General features: G+C 74.6%; 8 protein-coding genes. 3 read left to right on the top strand and 5 right to left on the bottom strand.

The genetic code is table 11. The features are described from left to right. Positions 1-13 precede the first annotated feature (13 nt). The 4 genes from WME82_RS19185 to WME82_RS19200 form a co-directional block, all read right to left on the bottom strand. A complete protein-coding gene (locus WME82_RS19185) occupies positions 14-2503 on the bottom strand; it encodes an efflux RND transporter permease subunit (protein ID WP_438044019.1) in 2490 nt (829 codons plus the stop codon). Positions 2504-3369: 866 nt separating this feature from the next. Then, complete coding sequence (locus tag WME82_RS19190) at positions 3370-4092, bottom strand: hypothetical protein (RefSeq protein WP_437746938.1); 723 nt, start codon at positions 4090-4092, stop codon at positions 3370-3372. A gap of 32 nt (positions 4093-4124) precedes the next feature. Continuing rightward, complete coding sequence (locus WME82_RS19195) at positions 4125-4550, bottom strand: EVE domain-containing protein (RefSeq protein ID WP_438044020.1); 426 nt, start codon at positions 4548-4550, stop codon at positions 4125-4127. A gap of 105 nt (positions 4551-4655) precedes the next feature. Beyond that, positions 4656-5192 carry a L,D-transpeptidase family protein gene (locus WME82_RS19200; RefSeq protein WP_438044021.1) on the bottom strand — a complete coding sequence of 179 codons (537 nt, stop codon included), beginning with the start codon at positions 5190-5192 and terminating at the stop codon, positions 4656-4658. A 117-nt stretch (positions 5193-5309) separates the two neighbouring features. Here WME82_RS19200 and WME82_RS19205 point away from each other — a divergent pair, with 117 nt between their 5' ends. Both WME82_RS19205 and WME82_RS19210 read left to right on the top strand, forming a co-directional pair. Further along, positions 5310-6356: an RNA polymerase sigma factor gene (locus tag WME82_RS19205; RefSeq protein ID WP_438044022.1), complete on the top strand. Its 1047-nt coding sequence runs from the start codon at positions 5310-5312 to the stop codon at positions 6354-6356. A 229-nt stretch (positions 6357-6585) separates the two neighbouring features. Next, a complete protein-coding gene (locus tag WME82_RS19210) occupies positions 6586-7617 on the top strand; it encodes an OmpA family protein (protein WP_437746942.1) in 1032 nt (343 codons plus the stop codon). A 27-nt stretch (positions 7618-7644) separates the two neighbouring features. On the opposite strand, the gene WME82_RS19215 is transcribed toward WME82_RS19210, so the two are convergent. Then, positions 7645-12066 (bottom strand): hypothetical protein, encoded by a 4422-nt coding sequence (locus WME82_RS19215; protein ID WP_438044023.1) that lies wholly within the window; start codon positions 12064-12066, stop codon positions 7645-7647. 71 nt (positions 12067-12137) lie between these two features. Here WME82_RS19215 and WME82_RS19220 point away from each other — a divergent pair, with 71 nt between their 5' ends. Further along, a complete protein-coding gene (locus WME82_RS19220) occupies positions 12138-14582 on the top strand; it encodes an ABC transporter substrate-binding protein (protein WP_438044024.1) in 2445 nt (814 codons plus the stop codon). The last annotated feature ends 78 nt before the right edge of the window (positions 14583-14660 follow it).

Consider the following 14660-nt stretch of genomic DNA (forward strand, 5'->3'; position numbering starts at 1 on the left):
GCGCCGGGCGCGCTCAGGTCGTGGGGCGGCCGACCGCGAGGAAGGCCTCCTCGCCCTTCGGGCGCCGCCGGTCGCGCCAGACGAGCGCCGCGGGCAACACCAGCACGGCCGCGAAGAGGCACGCGAGCTCGCCGATGACCGCGGCGACGCCCAGGCTCCGCACGGCGTAGTTCTGCGAGCGGACCAGGGCGAGGTAGCCCAGCGTCGTCGTGAGGCTGCAGAGGATCACGGCGCCGCCCGTCTCGCGCACCGCGGTCAGCGCGCCGCCGGCGCCCTCCCGCGCGTACCGCTGCACGATGTTCACGGCGTAGTCGACGCCGATGCCGAACGTCAGCGGCAAGGCGATGAAGTTCAGGAAGTTGAGCTTCACGTCCATCAGCACGAGCAACCCCGCCATCCACGAGACGCCGACGAGCAGCGCGCCGAGCACCGCGAACGCCGGGCGGCCGCCGCGGAAGGCGACGAGCACGACGAGGACCGTCGCGGCCAGCGAGAAGAGCACCGCCGGCGGCACGTCGTCGATGACCGCCGCCCACATGTCCGCGTAGATGACCGCGCGCCCCGAGCCGCGCACGACGCTGCCGTCGGGGAGCCGCGTCTCGCGGTACGCGTCCGCCCACCGGAAGAGGTAGTGCGCGTCGTGCACGCTCTCGGGCGTGATCGGGCTGATGTACACGATGCGCCCGCGCGTCCCGTCGGTCTCGGTGAAGGCGCGCGCCACGCCCGCCGGCAGATCGTCGATCCCGAACGGCGCCAGATCGTCCGGCGGGATGACCGCCTGGATGCGGCGCCAGTCCTCGTCGCCCACGAGGCCGCGCTTCCGCGCCCTGAGGACGCGATCCTTGATCTCCTGGAGCAGCGGGAGCTTCTCCGCCTGATCCCGCGGGACCAGATCCTGGAGCGCGTAGATCTCCTTGAACGGCTTCTCGCCCTCGGGCGCCGCGTCGCGCCTCGCGTAGAGCGCGGCGCGGAGCGGCTCGACCTGCTCGGGCCGGTCCACGAGGATCGCCATGCCGTCGGTGCCGACGTAGCCGGTGATCTCCTCCGCGAGCGAGCTCAGGCGGATCTGCGCCGCGCGGGCTCCCTCGTCGTTGCGGAGGTTCTGGAGGTTGTACTCCATCGGATCGGCGCGCACGTAGCTCACCGCGGCGACGAGGCCGGCCGCGGCCAGGGCGAGGCCCGCGAGCGTGAGCGTGACCGGGCTCCGCGACGCGAGCCGCGCGAACGGCGCGCCGAACGCGATGCCGCCCTGAGCGCGCCGCCGCAGCCTGCCGAGCAGGCCCGGCGACTCCTGCTCGAGGGGGACGATCCGGTCCATCACCGCGAGGATGCTCGGCAGCGCGACGAACGTGGCGATCCAGCAGAGCACCATGCCGGCGCTGCCGATGAGGCCGAAGTCGTGGAACCCGCGGAACTCGGTGACGAGCAGCGAGCCGTAGGCGGCCGCGGCCGCGCAGCCGGCCGTGAGCGTGGGCAGCCAGGTCTCGCGGTGGGCGACGCGCACGCCCTCGAGCAGGCTCGCGCCGCCGCGGCGCGCCTCGAGGTAGCGCGCCATGTAGATGATCCCGAAGTTGATCCCGTTGCCGGCGACGATCGAGAAGAGGAACCCGGTCGCCATGTTGAGGTGGCCGAGCGCGAGCTGGGTGGCGCCGAACGTCCAGGCGACGCCGATGCCGATCGTGATCAGCATGGCGACGAGCGTGCGCAGGCGCAGGTAGTAGAGGAACACGACAGCGGCGATGAGCACGGCGCCCGAGACGCCGACGTCGGTCAGATCCTCGTTGATCGCCGCGTACTCGGCGATGCCGGTCTGAAGATCGCCGGCGAGGCCGTGGGTGATCCCGGGCTCGAACGAGGCGGGGCGCACGCGCTCGACGACCTCGCTCACGCGCCGGATCGCCTCGGAGCCGGCGGCGAAATCGCTGGCCATCACCTTCGAGCGGATGGCGACGACGACGGTCTTTCCGTCCTTCGACTGGTAGTAGCCGTCGGGGTAGCGCCCCGTGTCGACCCCCTGGAGGCCGAGGCTCTGCTCGATCGAGCTGGCGCTCACCTCGGGGGGCGGCTCGTCGTCGTCGAGCAGCGCGCCCGTCGCCTTGTTGACCTCGTAGGCGTAGCGCGCCTCGATGTCGTCCCTGAGCTTGGTGAGCCTGTCGCGGTCGACGTAGAGTCCGGCGCGCGGCGAGAGGAAGCGGTAGGCCTCGTGCACCCCGTCCTCGACGCTGCCGACCCACGGGGGGCCGATCTTCTCGATCTCCGGGACGAGCGCGTCCGCGGCCCGCTGGAGCGCGGCGGTGGGCGTGCCCTCGCCGCCCTGGAGCACGACGAAGAGCGTGGAGACGCCGGCCGTCTTGGCCGCGACCCGGTCGAGTTCCTGCACGCTGGGCCGCGACGCCGGCAGCAGCGACTCGAACCCGGTCAGCACATGGAGCCGCGTCGCCAGGAAGAGGGCGATGACGGTGAGGATCCCGGTCGCGAGCAGCGGCAGCGCCGGCCGCTTCACCTGGAGCTCGGCGAGGCGCGACGCGAGCCCGCCGCCGCGCGACGAGGGCGGCGCGAGGCGGGGAGAGGGCTCGCGGGGAGCTTCACCGGAGCTTTCGTGTGAATCAGGGGAATCAGGGGAAGGAAACGGGCGGGACGCCGGAGGCGGTGGCATGGGCGGAGCGGACATGAGACGGTGTGTGGTTCCGGGGCGGAAAGGGACGTTGGAAGGACGGTGGAAGCGCCGGGGTGAAAGCGCCGGTGGACCACGTTCTAGGGAACGGGCGCCCCGGAGAACAGCGGTCGTGTGCGGCGCGGCGACGGCGCGCCGCCGAGGTCCAGGTGGCCGCGGAGGCGCGCCGGGCCCGCGGGCGCTCCCACGGCCCCGCTGACCATGATGCGGTGTTCGGGATGCGCAACGACGATCTCGTGCGCCGCCTGATCGGTCACGAGATCGCCCGCCTCGCGGGGCGAAAAAGCGGCACTACAGGGAGCTCGTGGCCGGCTCTCGACGTCATGGCCTCAAGGATGGGCGCCCGGCGTGCCTCCCGTGTCGAGTCCGCTCCCCTACGACGCCTCTCCCGCGGGCCTCGCGCGATCGGAGGGGGCCTGTGAAGCCTTGCTCGCGTCGCGCAAGGGCCAAGGCAGATAGGGTGTCGCCGGCGGCCAAGCCCGCCGATCGATCGCCTCATGAGGTATACGAACAGGCCCTGGTTCCGCGTGCCACAAATCCCGCCAGGGATCTGTCTCGCAAACGAAGAGAGATTCGACGCAAAGACGCGAAGAGCGCAAAGACGCGAAAATACAAAAATCTGTTCTTTTTTGCGTCTTTGCGTCTTTGCGTTGAAAACTCTCTCCGGATCCCGGGCCGGACCTCTGGCGGGCGGACTAGGGGCCCGGCGGGGTCGTGCCGGCGTCCGCGGCCCCCGCGCGGCGAGGCTTCGCAGCGCCGCCTGAGCCCGCGTCTCGGGGCGCGCCCGCGTCCACCGGCGCGGCGCCCGCGTCTCGGGGCGCGCCCGCGTCCACCGGCGCGGCGCCCGCGTCGGCCTCGGCGCCCGCGTCCGGCGGCGGCTGGTCGGGTGCCGCGGGGGGCGCGGGCGGCGGGGGCGCTGGCGGGAGCTCGCTCTCCCAGCACTCCGGCTTCGGGGGCGCCGCGAAGTGGACCGCGCGCGACGCGGCGTCGCCCTTCCGGGTGACGAGCTTGTCGGTCTTGTACACGGTCGCGTTGCCGCACGCGTACTCCGCGGCGTCCTTCGACTCGCGCGCCACCACGCGCGTCCGGGGCGCGCGCTGGTTCTCGCACTGGGCCCACTCGATCTCGTACTCGGCGTCCTCGTCGGAGAGGAGGATCCGGCTCGGCGGATCGTCCTTGGACCGGCGCCCGGTGAGCGTCGTCCGGGTGATCGGCTCCTTGCCCTCGCGCACCGTCAGCGTGACCGGGAAGCGAAGGCTCCCGCGCATGTGCGCGCGCGTCGCGCCGATCTCGAAATCGGGGCAGATCGGCTCCCCGTCGATCGGGGACGGCACGGGCGGGCCGCCGCACGCGGCGCTGGCGAGGAAGCTGCCGAGGAAGAAGACGGCGAGGGGTCGGGCTCCGGGGCGGAGGTTCACGACGGGATTAGTCGTTTCCCCGGGTCCGCGCGTCAAGCGATCTTGGTCTTGCCCAGCTTCAGCACCCGATCGAAGTGCTCCTTCGAGACGGGCACCACGCTGAGCCGCGACCGCTTCAAGAGCGAGATCTCGGCCAGCGACTCGTCGCCGCGGATCGTGTCGAGGCTCACCTGCACCTTGAGCGGCGCGACCGGCTCGATGTCCACCACGCTCCAGTCCTCGTCGGCGTCGGCCGTCGGATCCGGGTACGCTTCGCGCTTGACGCGCGCGACGCCCGCGACCGCCTTGCCCTCGCTCGAGTGATAGAAGAGCACGAGATCCCCCTGCTTCATGGCCCGCATGTTGTTGCGGGCCTCGAAGTTCCGGACGCCGTCCCACGTCGTCTGGCCGTCGCGCACGAGCTGCGCGAACGAATATTTCTGCGGCTCGCTCTTCATCAGCCAGTAACGGCGAGACATGCACGATCTCCAGGGCAGGCGCGAGGGCGGCGCCGGCCTCGCCGTCGCGCTCTCATCCTCGACGGACAGCCCGTCGATTTGACCGGCTACCCTAGCACCGCCCGTTCAGTCGGTGATCACGATCTTGGCGCCGTCCGGCGTTCGACGCGCGATCTCGTCAATCTCGTCGTCGTCGAGGGCGATGCAGCCGAGCGTCCAGTCGCTCTCCTTGTGCACGCCCGCGAGCTGCGCGCTACCTACGCCGTGGATGCCGATGCTGTGCCCGACTCCGCGGCCCGGCGGGACCTCGCCGCGCCGCTTGAGCTCGGCGAAGCGCGCGCGATCTTCCTCGTTCGGGTAGCTGACGATCAGGAACCGATGGAACAGGCCGTTGATGCGGCCCGCGACGCGGTACGTGCCGACGGGGGTGCGCCTGTCGCCCTCGTAGCGCTTCGGCCCCGGCCCGCCCGGCCCGAGGGCGACCCGGTAGGACCGGATGATCTTGCCGCCCGCGACGAGATCGAGCGTGTGCTCGCTCTTGTCGATCCGGATCTCGGTGACCGGCGGGGCACCGCCCTGGGCGGCGGTCAGGGAGGGGACCGTGTGGGTGAGGGAAGCGGCGAGCAACGCCGCGGCGAGGACGAGAGGGGGCCTGAGGAGCATTCCCGACCGTCGGCGCCGGGCTGGAGAGTGTGACGCCCGGTCGAGGCCTGCAGTATTCTCGATCGGGCGCGTCACACTCCGCGGCCGCGGCGCGATGCAGGGTCGATGAGCACGCCGATGACCACCGAGGACCGCAGCCCCGCGACGAACCCCCTGGCAGAGCCGGGGCTCCGCCGAGCCCTCGAGGATTTCGTGCGGCGGCGCGTCCCGAGCGGCGAGGTCGACGACGTGGTGCAGACGGTCCTCTGCGACGCGCTCGCGTCGCCGGGGCGCCCTGCCGACCCGACGGAGCTCCGGCGCTGGCTCCTCGGGATCGCGCGCCACAAGGTGGCCGACCACCACCGGCGCTCGGCGCGGGAGGCCGCGACGGAGCTGCCCGACCTGCCGGTCGGACCGCCGCCCGTCGAGGCGCGCGAGCTGGCGCGCTGGGCGGAAGAGCAGGCCTCCGCGAGCCGCGACGCCCGGCAGACGCTGTCGTGGATGGCCCGGGAAGGGGAAGGCGAGAAGCTCGAGAGCATCGCCGCCGAGGAGCAGGTGCCCGCCGCCCGGGTGCGGCAGCGCGTGTCGCGGATGCGGCGCTGGATGCGGGAGCGCTGGATGGCCGAGCTCGCCGCGGTCGCGGCGCTGGCCATCCTCGCGATCCTCGTCGCCCGGCTCCTGCGGTCGACGAGCGACGCGCCGTTGATCGCGCCCCTGCCCGAGCCGCAGCCGAGCGCGCCGCCCGACGGGCCTTCACCGCCCATCGCGCCGCCCTCGCCGCTCGACGCGCTGGAGCGCGCGCGGTCGCTGCGGGCCGACGCGCTGCGCGCCTGCGACGAGGCGGCCTTCCGCCGGTGCCTGGACCAGCTCGACGAGGCGGATCGGCTCGACCCGGCGGGCCGCGACGCGCCGGAGGTCGCCGCGGCGCGCGAGCGCGCGCTCGAGGCGCTCCGCGCGCCGACGGAGAAGGCCCCGGCGCCCGTCAACGAGAAGCTCGACAAGAAGGACGAGAGCAACCCTCGCCCCGCGCCGAAGCCTCGCCCGAAGGTGGCGCCGCCGCCCGCACAGAAGCCCACCTCGTCGGTGCCCGCGGAGCAGATGCTCAAGGAACAGATGCTCAAGTCGAGGAAAGCAGCGCCGAAATCGAAGGCCGACGAGATGGATTTCCCGTCGGGGAAACTCTAGCTGCTCGCGCCAAGGGGCGAACGACGCGCCGAGATCGAGCCGAACTCGACGGCTCGCCGTCGCCTCCGGAGCGGGGGGGCCGACGCGCTGCCGAGGGGGAGCGGCGCGCGCCGCCGTACGAATCCATCTCGCAGTTTCCGGCGTAGTCGTCTAAACACGCTGGCGCTCGGCGCCATCAACGACGCCAAGGAGAGGAGCCCAGGAGATGCGAACGACGAGATGGCTTGGAATGGCATTCGCAGTGTCCCTGCTCGCGGCGAGCGCCGGCTGCGCGGTTGAGCCGCAGCAGCAGACCGCGAAGGCGCCGGCACCGCCGCCCGCGCCGCCGCCGCCTGCGCCGCCTGCGCCGCCCCCTGACGCGGACGCGGACGGGGTGCTCGACGATGGCGCTGACAAGTGCGTCGCCGAGAAAGAGGACGGCCTGCCGCCCGACGCCAAGGACGGCTGCAAGTCGACCGACCCGGACGGAGACGGCCTCGTGGCCGATGCCGACAAGTGCCCGACCGAGGCCGAGGTCAAGAACAACTACAAGGACGACGACGGTTGTCCGGACGTCCCGCGGGTCGCGCTGCTCGGCAACGAGGTGAAGCTCAACGAGAAGATCGCCTTTGCCGCCGGCAAGCCCGATATCGAGCCCGCGTCGCAGGAGCTCCTCGCGAACATCGCGCAGGTCCTCAAGGACCATCCGGAGATCCAGTTCGTCGAGGTCGCGGCCTATTCCGAGAAGCTCGCCAACGACGCCGCCACCGTGACGCTCACGAAGAAGCGCGCCGAGGCGGTGGTGAAGGCGCTCACCGCGCTCGGGGTCGAGAAGAACCGCGTGCGGGCCGCCGGCTACGGGGCGCACTGCGCGACCGATCCGGGCGAGACCGAGGAGGCGAAGGAGAAGAACCGCCGCGTCGAGATCAAGATCATGCGGCTCGACGGCAAGGACACCGGCGTCGAGCTCGCCTGCGCCGCGGTCGCCACCAAGGGCCTCAAGCCGGCCGGCGTGCCCGCGACCGCGCCGAAGGGCGCCGCGAAGGCCTCCGACGCGAAGCCGGTGGACCCGAAGGCCGCCGCCAAGCCCGCGGACGCGAAGCCCGCCGCTGCGCCCGCCGCACCGGCGCCCGCCGCCGCGCCGCCGGCTGCAGCGCAGCCCGCCGCCGCCGCGCCTGCCCCCGCCGCGCCCGCCGCGGCGAAGCCCGCGGACACGAAGCCGGCCGCGGCGAAGCCCGCGGACACGAAGCCGGCCGAGACGAAGCCCGCCAGCGTGAAGTAGGCGCTCGGCGCCGCGCGAGCGGGCAGGCTAGCGAGCCTGTCCGCGCGCGGCCGCGAGCAGGCTCGCGAGCGCCTCGCGCGCGGCCTGCCGGCGCTGCGGCTCGGGCAGCGCGCCCGGGCGCAGGCGCTGGATCTCGGCGCACAGCGCGGCGCGATCGCCGGCGAGAGGCGCGCCGCACGGCGCGTCGCGCGCGCCGTCTCCGGGGGCGTCGCGCGGCGCAGGCTCGCCGGCGAGCACGGCCGCGGCGGCCTCGATGAGGCGCGCGGTCGCCGCCGCGCCGGCGTCCTCGCCCCGGAATCGACCCACGAAGTCGGGCTGCTTCGAGAGCCGCGAGAGGACGTCCCAGCGCTGCTCGCGCACGGCGAGCTCCGTCGCGAAGAGCACGACCTTCAGGTTGCGGCCGAGGTCGGGGAGGGCGCGCGTCTCGCCGTCGAGCGCCATCAGGTCGTCGACGACGCTCGCGTCGAGCGCCGCGGCCGCGCAGCGCACCGCGACGCTGAGCAGATCCGCGCGCAGGGCCGGGCCGAGCGAGGGAGCGCGGCCGAGCGCGCGCGCGGCGGCGAGCACGACCGGGCCGCAGTGCCCCTCGCGGCGCTGCCGCGCCAGCATCACGCCGGCGTCGTAGAGCCGGCCGCTCTGCCGCAGCGCCTCCACGGCGGCCGTGAACGCGTCGGGGTCGTACGTCCCCCGCTCCGCCGCCGTGAGGAAACCGTCGAGACTGCGCAGGGCAGGGCACGCGGCCGCGCTGCCCGCGCGCGCCCGTCGTTGGAGGTGCGGCAGCTTGCCGAGGACGTCGGCGATGCGCAGCGAGAGCGCGAGCGGGTAGGCGTCGCAGGCGGGCTCCTCGTAGCCGCCGAGCTCGACCCTGGCCTCGGTGCACGCGAGCGGCCTGGCGACCGCGGCGAGCGAGCGCGCGGTCCTCGCGACGAGCGGATCGAGCCCCTGGACCGCGGCGAGGCCGGCCGGGAGCGGATCGAGGAGCGCCGTGACCGCGGCGTCGTCCGCGTCCGGCGGCAGGAGGCCGCGGACGAGCGTCCAGAGGTCGCCGGCGAGGAAGGGGTGACCGGCCTCGGCCGCGAGCTGGGCGTCGATCGCGAGGAGCGCGCGGGCGTCCCGGCCCCAGGCGAGCGGCTGGTCCGGGCGCAGCGCCCGCCGCCCGAGCCGGAGGCCGAACGAGAGCGCGGCGATCGCCCGGCGCGCCGCGGCGGTGCCGCGCTCGGCGTCGCCGTCGAGGAAGTGGTAGGCGGCCGCGAGCGCCGCGGCGCTGACGTAGGCGCGCGCCGCGTCCTCGTCGCTCCGGGGCGAGCCCTCGGGCGCGAGCGCCGCGGCGAGGGAGCCCTCGGGCTCGCCGCGGGTGCGGAGCCCGAGGCCGAGCTGGAAGCCGTTCGCCCCTTCGAGGAGCCCGGCGCCGTACGAGACGTCGAAGCTGAGCGAGAAGACGCGGGTCGCGGTCTTCTCCTCGTAGCGGTAGGTCATGCGCGGCACGCGCAGGCCGCGGGCGTCGGCGGCGGCGAGGACGCGGTCGAGGGCGTCGCGCGCCTCGGCGCGCCGGCCGCCGGCGAAGTCGCGCACGGCGCCGACGAGGGCGAGCACGTCGCCGGTGTCGGCCGCCTGGCAGGCGTCGTCCGACGCCTTGCTCATGGCGGCAGCGTACGCCGACGGATCCGGGGCAATGCCGGCCCGGGCCTTCGCGATCTCGCCGAGGTACGAGAGCGCCCAGGCGACCCGGCTGCCGCTGTCGTTCGCGAGCGCGATGGCGTCGGGCGACGGCGGCCCGCCCAGCACGGCGGCGCCGAGGAGCGAGGCGAGCAGCGCGAGGTCGGCCTGGTCGCGCAGCCCGAGGGCCGAGAACGCGCGGGCGTAGCCGACGAACAGGCCCCGCAGATCGCCGCCGCCGTCGCGCGCGGCGGGGAGCGACGCGAGCGCGTCGAGCAGCGCGCCGCCGGCGGGGCCTCGTCCGACGCCGCCACTCCGCGCCGGATCGTCGCGGAACGCCGCGGAGAGCCCGCGGAGCACCCGGCCGAGCGGGGCGCCGCTCCGCTCGGCGAAGCGCTCCGCGGTGGACGACTCGAGGAGCGCGCGGGCGAGCGCGTAGCCGCCGGTGAGCGCGTCGGCGAGGTCATGGTCGACCCAGCCGGAGAGGCCCGCGGCGACGGCGGCCTCGGCGTCCGCGGTCGGGAGGGTGAAGCGCGGCGGAGCGACGCGCGCCGGCGCGCCGGCGGCGCGCGGCGGCGCCGAGAGGAGATCGATGGCGTCGGAGAGGAGCGTCACGAGGAGCCGCGCCCGGCGCGCCCACGGGCCGTCGCCCTGCCTGTACCGCGGCGCGAGCAGGATCCGTCGGCGGACGTCGCCGAGCCGCGCGAGGGCGCGGCGGGCCTCGGGGCTCGGCCCGCGCCCGGCGGCGCAGGCGGCCCCGGCCGGCGGCGGCTTGCGCGAGCGCTCGGTGAGCAGCACGGCGAGGACGCCGTCGGCCAGCGCGGTGACGTCCTCGACGAGCTCGGGCGGGGGCGCCTCCGCGGCGTTGGCCGCGCCGGCGCCGGCCTCGGCATCGCGCGCCGCGAGCCCCGCGACGGCGCGCCGGAGCGCGTCGCGCGCCTGCCGGCGCTCCGGGGGGAGCCTGGCTGCGCCGGTCGCCTGCGGATCCAGCGCGCCGGCGGCGCCGAGCGCGGCGTAGCGGGAGAGGCTCGCGGCGAGCGCCGCGAGGCCGGGGTAGGGCAGCGCCGGGGCGGGCGCGAGCGCGCGCTCGATCTGCGCGGACGAGAACGCGAGATCCGGCGCCTGACCGGAGGCGAGCCGGTACAGCGCGTCGGCGGCGTAGAGGCCGGCGACGCCCCATCCAGCCTGCTCGGTGAGCTCGCCGCGGAGCTTGGCGGTGAGCGCGCCCTGCAGGGCGAGGAAGTGCGGGGGCTGCACCTCGGGCGGGTACGCCATGCCCGCGAAGACGCCGGCGAGCGCCGCGCCGAGGACGGCCTCCGGGTCGTGCGCCTCGGCCATGCGGCGCTGCACGGCGATCTGCGTGAGGTCGACGATGGCGTCGCGGAGGGGCTCGTCGGCGAGCACCCCGGGGCTGTAGGCGAGGGGGATCAGCGCGAGCGCGCGGTAGCGGCGCGGCTCGGCCTCCGCGAGGGCGCGCAGCGCGGCGAGGTGCGCGAGGCCGAGCTCGGTGGCGCGGCGGTGGACGGCGCTGCCCGCGCTGCCTGCCTGGCTCGCGGCGGGCGTGGGGCTGCGCTCGTGGAGCAGGGCGGGCGCGTGGGCCCACGCGGTGCTCGTTTGCTCGACGGCGCGGACGAGCGCCTCGTAGCGCGGCAGCCACGCGTCGAGCGGGAGGCGCCGTCCCGGCGCCGCCGCGGTGCTCGCGGGCGCGGCAGAAGGGTCGCCCGGGGCGAGGGCGCCGGCGAGCGCCGCGGCGAACACGAGGTCGCGCGGGCCTTCCATGGGGGGCGCGACGTCCCGGCCGCAGCCGGGGGCCTTGCCGAGCAGGTCGTCGAGCGCGGCGCGCCGGTCCGCGGGGACGGCCCGCAGCACGGCCGCGCCGCGGGCGCGCCACGCGGCGCGGCCGTCCCGGGCCGTGCGCACGCGGAGGAGGTCGCCGTAAGGCGTGTCGCCCGGCGCGGGCGGCGGGCCTGGCCGGGGGGCCGAGGGCGCGAAGGGAGCGTCGTCCTCGGCCTCCTCGAGCGCGACCCCGGCGGTCGCGAGCAGCTGCAGCGCGTAGCGGCCGCGCAGGACCGGCTCGTCGTTCGGGTCGCGCCCCTTCACCGCGGCCGCGAGGGCGTCGGCCGCGGCCGCGGCCTCGACGTAGCGGAAGCGGCCGGCGGCGCCGAAGGCGCGGCGGACGAGCGCGGCGAGCGCGATGTCGTCCGCGACCCGCGAGAGCGACGCGTCGCCGCGCGTGATCGGCGCGAGGCCGGCCATGAACGGCGCGAGCGGATCGGCCGGAAAGAGCTGGACGGAACCATGGCGGGCGCGCGCGTGGACGAGGTGCTCGTACCCGAGGGCCTCGCCGATCGCGAGGAGCAGCGCGTCGGCGGCGAGGGCCCCAGGGGGCGGCAGCGGCGCGGCGCGGATCCATCTCGCCTCCGCCGCGGCCGCAGGCGCTCGCGCCGCGGCCTTGGCCTCCGCGCCCGCCTCGACGATGACCGCGGCCCGCGGCCCGCGCCCGCCGCGCCGGTCGAGGTCGCGGAGCAAGAGCGCCCACGGGTCGTCGGCGTCCCGGGCGGCGCGGGCCGAGATGTAGCCGAGGGCGAGCTCGCGCGGCGGCCGGCCCTCCGCGAGCGCCGCGGCGAGGGCGCGCTCGCACGCGTCGAGGTGCGCAGGATCGCACTGGGCGGCCTGTGGGGGCGTGGCGCCCGGGGAGGCCGCGCCGCCGCAGCCTGCGGCGAGCAGCGCGAGGAGCAGCGCGGAGCAGAGCGGGAGAGCGCGCGGCGAGGAGGACACGCGATCGTGCAGCATGGCGCGCGCGCGACCTTACACGAAACCACCCCTGTCTTCCTGCCTCCGGAGCGCCGTGCTACGCGCGCGGTATGCGACGGGCTTCGGAGCGACGAGGTGCCGGCGGCGCGGGGGGCGGCGGGAGCGCCGGTTGCGGGGCGCGCGGCGCCTCCGCGGCGCTCGGGCTCGCGATCCTCGCGCTCTCGGCGTGCAGCGAGGGCGAAGGCGGGTATGCCGGGACGACCGCGCGCGTCGGCAAGGACACAGAGACGATCTACATCAACAACGGCAGCGAGCCCGAGTACCTGGATCCAGGAAAGTCCAACGACTCGGCGAGCTCCACGCTGGTGCAGCAGATGTTCGAGGGGCTGACGACCTACGGCGCCGGCGACCTCCGCCCGGTGCAGGGGGTCGCGACCCACTGGGAGCAGAGCGACGACAACCGGCTCTTCCGGTTCCACCTGCGGCCGGAGGCGCGCTGGTCCGACGGCAAGCCGGTCACGGCGCACGACTTCGAGTACGCGTGGAAGCGGGTGCTGCGCCCCTCCACGGCCTCGCTCGCCGCGACGAACCTCTACGTCCTCAAGAACGGCGAGCTGTTCAGCCTCGGCAAGCTCAAGGCGCTGCGCGAGGCCGCGCCGCTCCGCGCGGCCCCCCGGCCCGACGCGCCATCCGCGCTCGATCTGCCGAAGGGGGCGTTCGTCGTGGTGCTGGCGCGCTCGCCGATCCAGGTGGACACGGCGATCGCGCCCCTCGCGGCGCTGCCGGAGGGATCCGCCGCCGTGACGTTCGCGAAGGGCGACGGGAAGGGCGACGCAAGCGATCGGCTCTCGTTCGGCGCGGCAGGAGGCGGCGCGACAGGGGGCGACGCGGCCGCTGGCGGCGCGGCGCCGCTCGGCTCGGCGCCCGGCGGCGGCTGGCAGGGCGCCGTCGTCGACATCGTCCGCGTGGGCCCGCCGTGCAAATGCAACGGCGCCGCCGACCGGTGGTTCGAGATCGAGCGGGGCGGCGCGCGCGGCTTCCTCCCGGGCTGCGCGCTCGTCCCCCCCGCGGGCAACGCCGGCAACCCGGGCAAGGAGAGCGCGGGCGCCGCGCCCCGGTCGGAGGCGTACGCCGTCGTCACGCCGCACACGAGCCTCCCCACGTACGACGCCGCGGCGCCGCCCTCCGGCAGCGCCGCGCAGGGCGAGCCCCCCGTGGGCTTCGTGCCCGACGCGCTCCTCGTGGAGGACGACGGCGCTGTCGGCGTCCGGGCAAGGGACGACCATACGCTCGACGTGCAGCTGGAACAGCCCACGCCCTACTTCACCGATCTCACGAGCTACGTGACGCTCTTCCCCGTGCGCAAGGACGTGATCGAGGCGTTCGAGAAGCGCGGCGAGCCCGAGCTCTGGTTCCGCCCCGAGAACATCGTGGTCAACGGCCCTTACACGCTCGATGAGTGGAAGTTCCGTTACGAGATCACGATGAAGCGGAATCCGATGTACTGGAACCACGACAAGCTGAAGATCCACCGCGTCGTGTGGCTGGAGGTCGAGCTCTACAATGCCACGATGAACATCTACAAGGCGGGGGATCTCGACTACCTGGGCGACAACACCTCGCTCCCCGCCGAGCACATGGACTGGCTGTCGACCAAGCGGGATTTCCAGCGGTACCCGTACCTCTCCATCTACTGGTTCGAGTTCAACACGAAGAAGCCGCCGGTCGACGACGCCCGCGTCCGCTGGGCGCTCAACCTCGCGGTCGACAAGCGGCAGATCGTCGAGAAGGTCACGCGGGCGGGGCAGACGCCGGCCACGCACTACGTCCCGGACTACACCGGATCGGGCTACGACGAGGCGGTCGCCGAGGACAGGAAGCTCGGGGTCGATCCGTTCGCGTCGCCGGAGGTCGCGTTCAACCCGGAGCGCGCCCGCGCGATGCTCGCCGAGGCAGGGTACGAGGTCGTCCAGGAGGGCGACGGGTACCGGGCGAAGAACTTCCCGGCGCTCGAGCTCCTCTACAACACGAGCGAGGGCCACAAGCAGATCGCGGTCGCGGTCCAGGACATGTGGAAGCGCCACCTCGGCGTCTCGGTCACGCTGCGGAACGAGGAGTGGAAGGTGATGCTCAAGAACGTGCGCGACGGTCACTACCAGGTCGTGCGGTTCGGCTGGATCGGCGAGTACAACCACCCGGCGACGTGGCTCGGCACCCTGCTCTCGTACAGCCCGCAGAACCGGACGGGATGGGCCGACCAGGAGTTCGACGATCTGATGCGCGCCGCCGCGGCGACGGCGGATCCGAAGGAGAGCATCCGGGCGTTCCGCAAGGCGGAGAAGCGGGCCCTCGACCGCATGCCCAAGCTGCCGCTCTACTTCTACACGAAGTCGACGCTGGTGAAGCCGTGGGTCAAGGGGTTCAAGGGCAACTCGCGCGGCGTGCAGCTCGTGAAGTGGCTGTGGAACGACCCGAGCTGGCGCGACAACCCGTCGAACGAGACCGCGTTTCCGGAGCTCGAGTTCCCGGCTCCGGGGCGGCTAGGCGTGCCCTGACGGCGCCGCTGGGCCGGCTAGGTCCCCGTTGACGCGCCGGCCTGTGCCGTGGCCTCATCGACGAGAGCGCGGCATAGA

Origin of the sequence: Sorangium sp. So ce128 (genome assembly GCF_051525245.1) — a bacterium.
Taxonomy (GTDB): Bacteria; Myxococcota_A; Polyangia; order Polyangiales; family Polyangiaceae; genus Sorangium; species Sorangium cellulosum_B.

Excerpts from the sequence above, each read along its gene's own strand:
- WME82_RS19195 (WP_438044020.1), bottom strand. The coding sequence starts at position 4,550 with ATGTCTCGCCGTTACTGGCTGATGAAGAGCGAGCCGCAGAAATATTCG.
- WME82_RS19200 (WP_438044021.1), bottom strand. The coding sequence starts at position 5,192 with ATGCTCCTCAGGCCCCCTCTCGTCCTCGCCGCGGCGTTGCTCGCCGCT.
- WME82_RS19205 (WP_438044022.1), top strand. The coding sequence starts at position 5,310 with ATGACCACCGAGGACCGCAGCCCCGCGACGAACCCCCTGGCAGAGCCG.
- WME82_RS19210 (WP_437746942.1), top strand. The coding sequence starts at position 6,586 with ATGGCATTCGCAGTGTCCCTGCTCGCGGCGAGCGCCGGCTGCGCGGTT.
- WME82_RS19215 (WP_438044023.1), bottom strand. The coding sequence starts at position 12,066 with ATGCTGCACGATCGCGTGTCCTCCTCGCCGCGCGCTCTCCCGCTCTGC.
- WME82_RS19220 (WP_438044024.1), top strand. The coding sequence starts at position 12,138 with ATGCGACGGGCTTCGGAGCGACGAGGTGCCGGCGGCGCGGGGGGCGGC.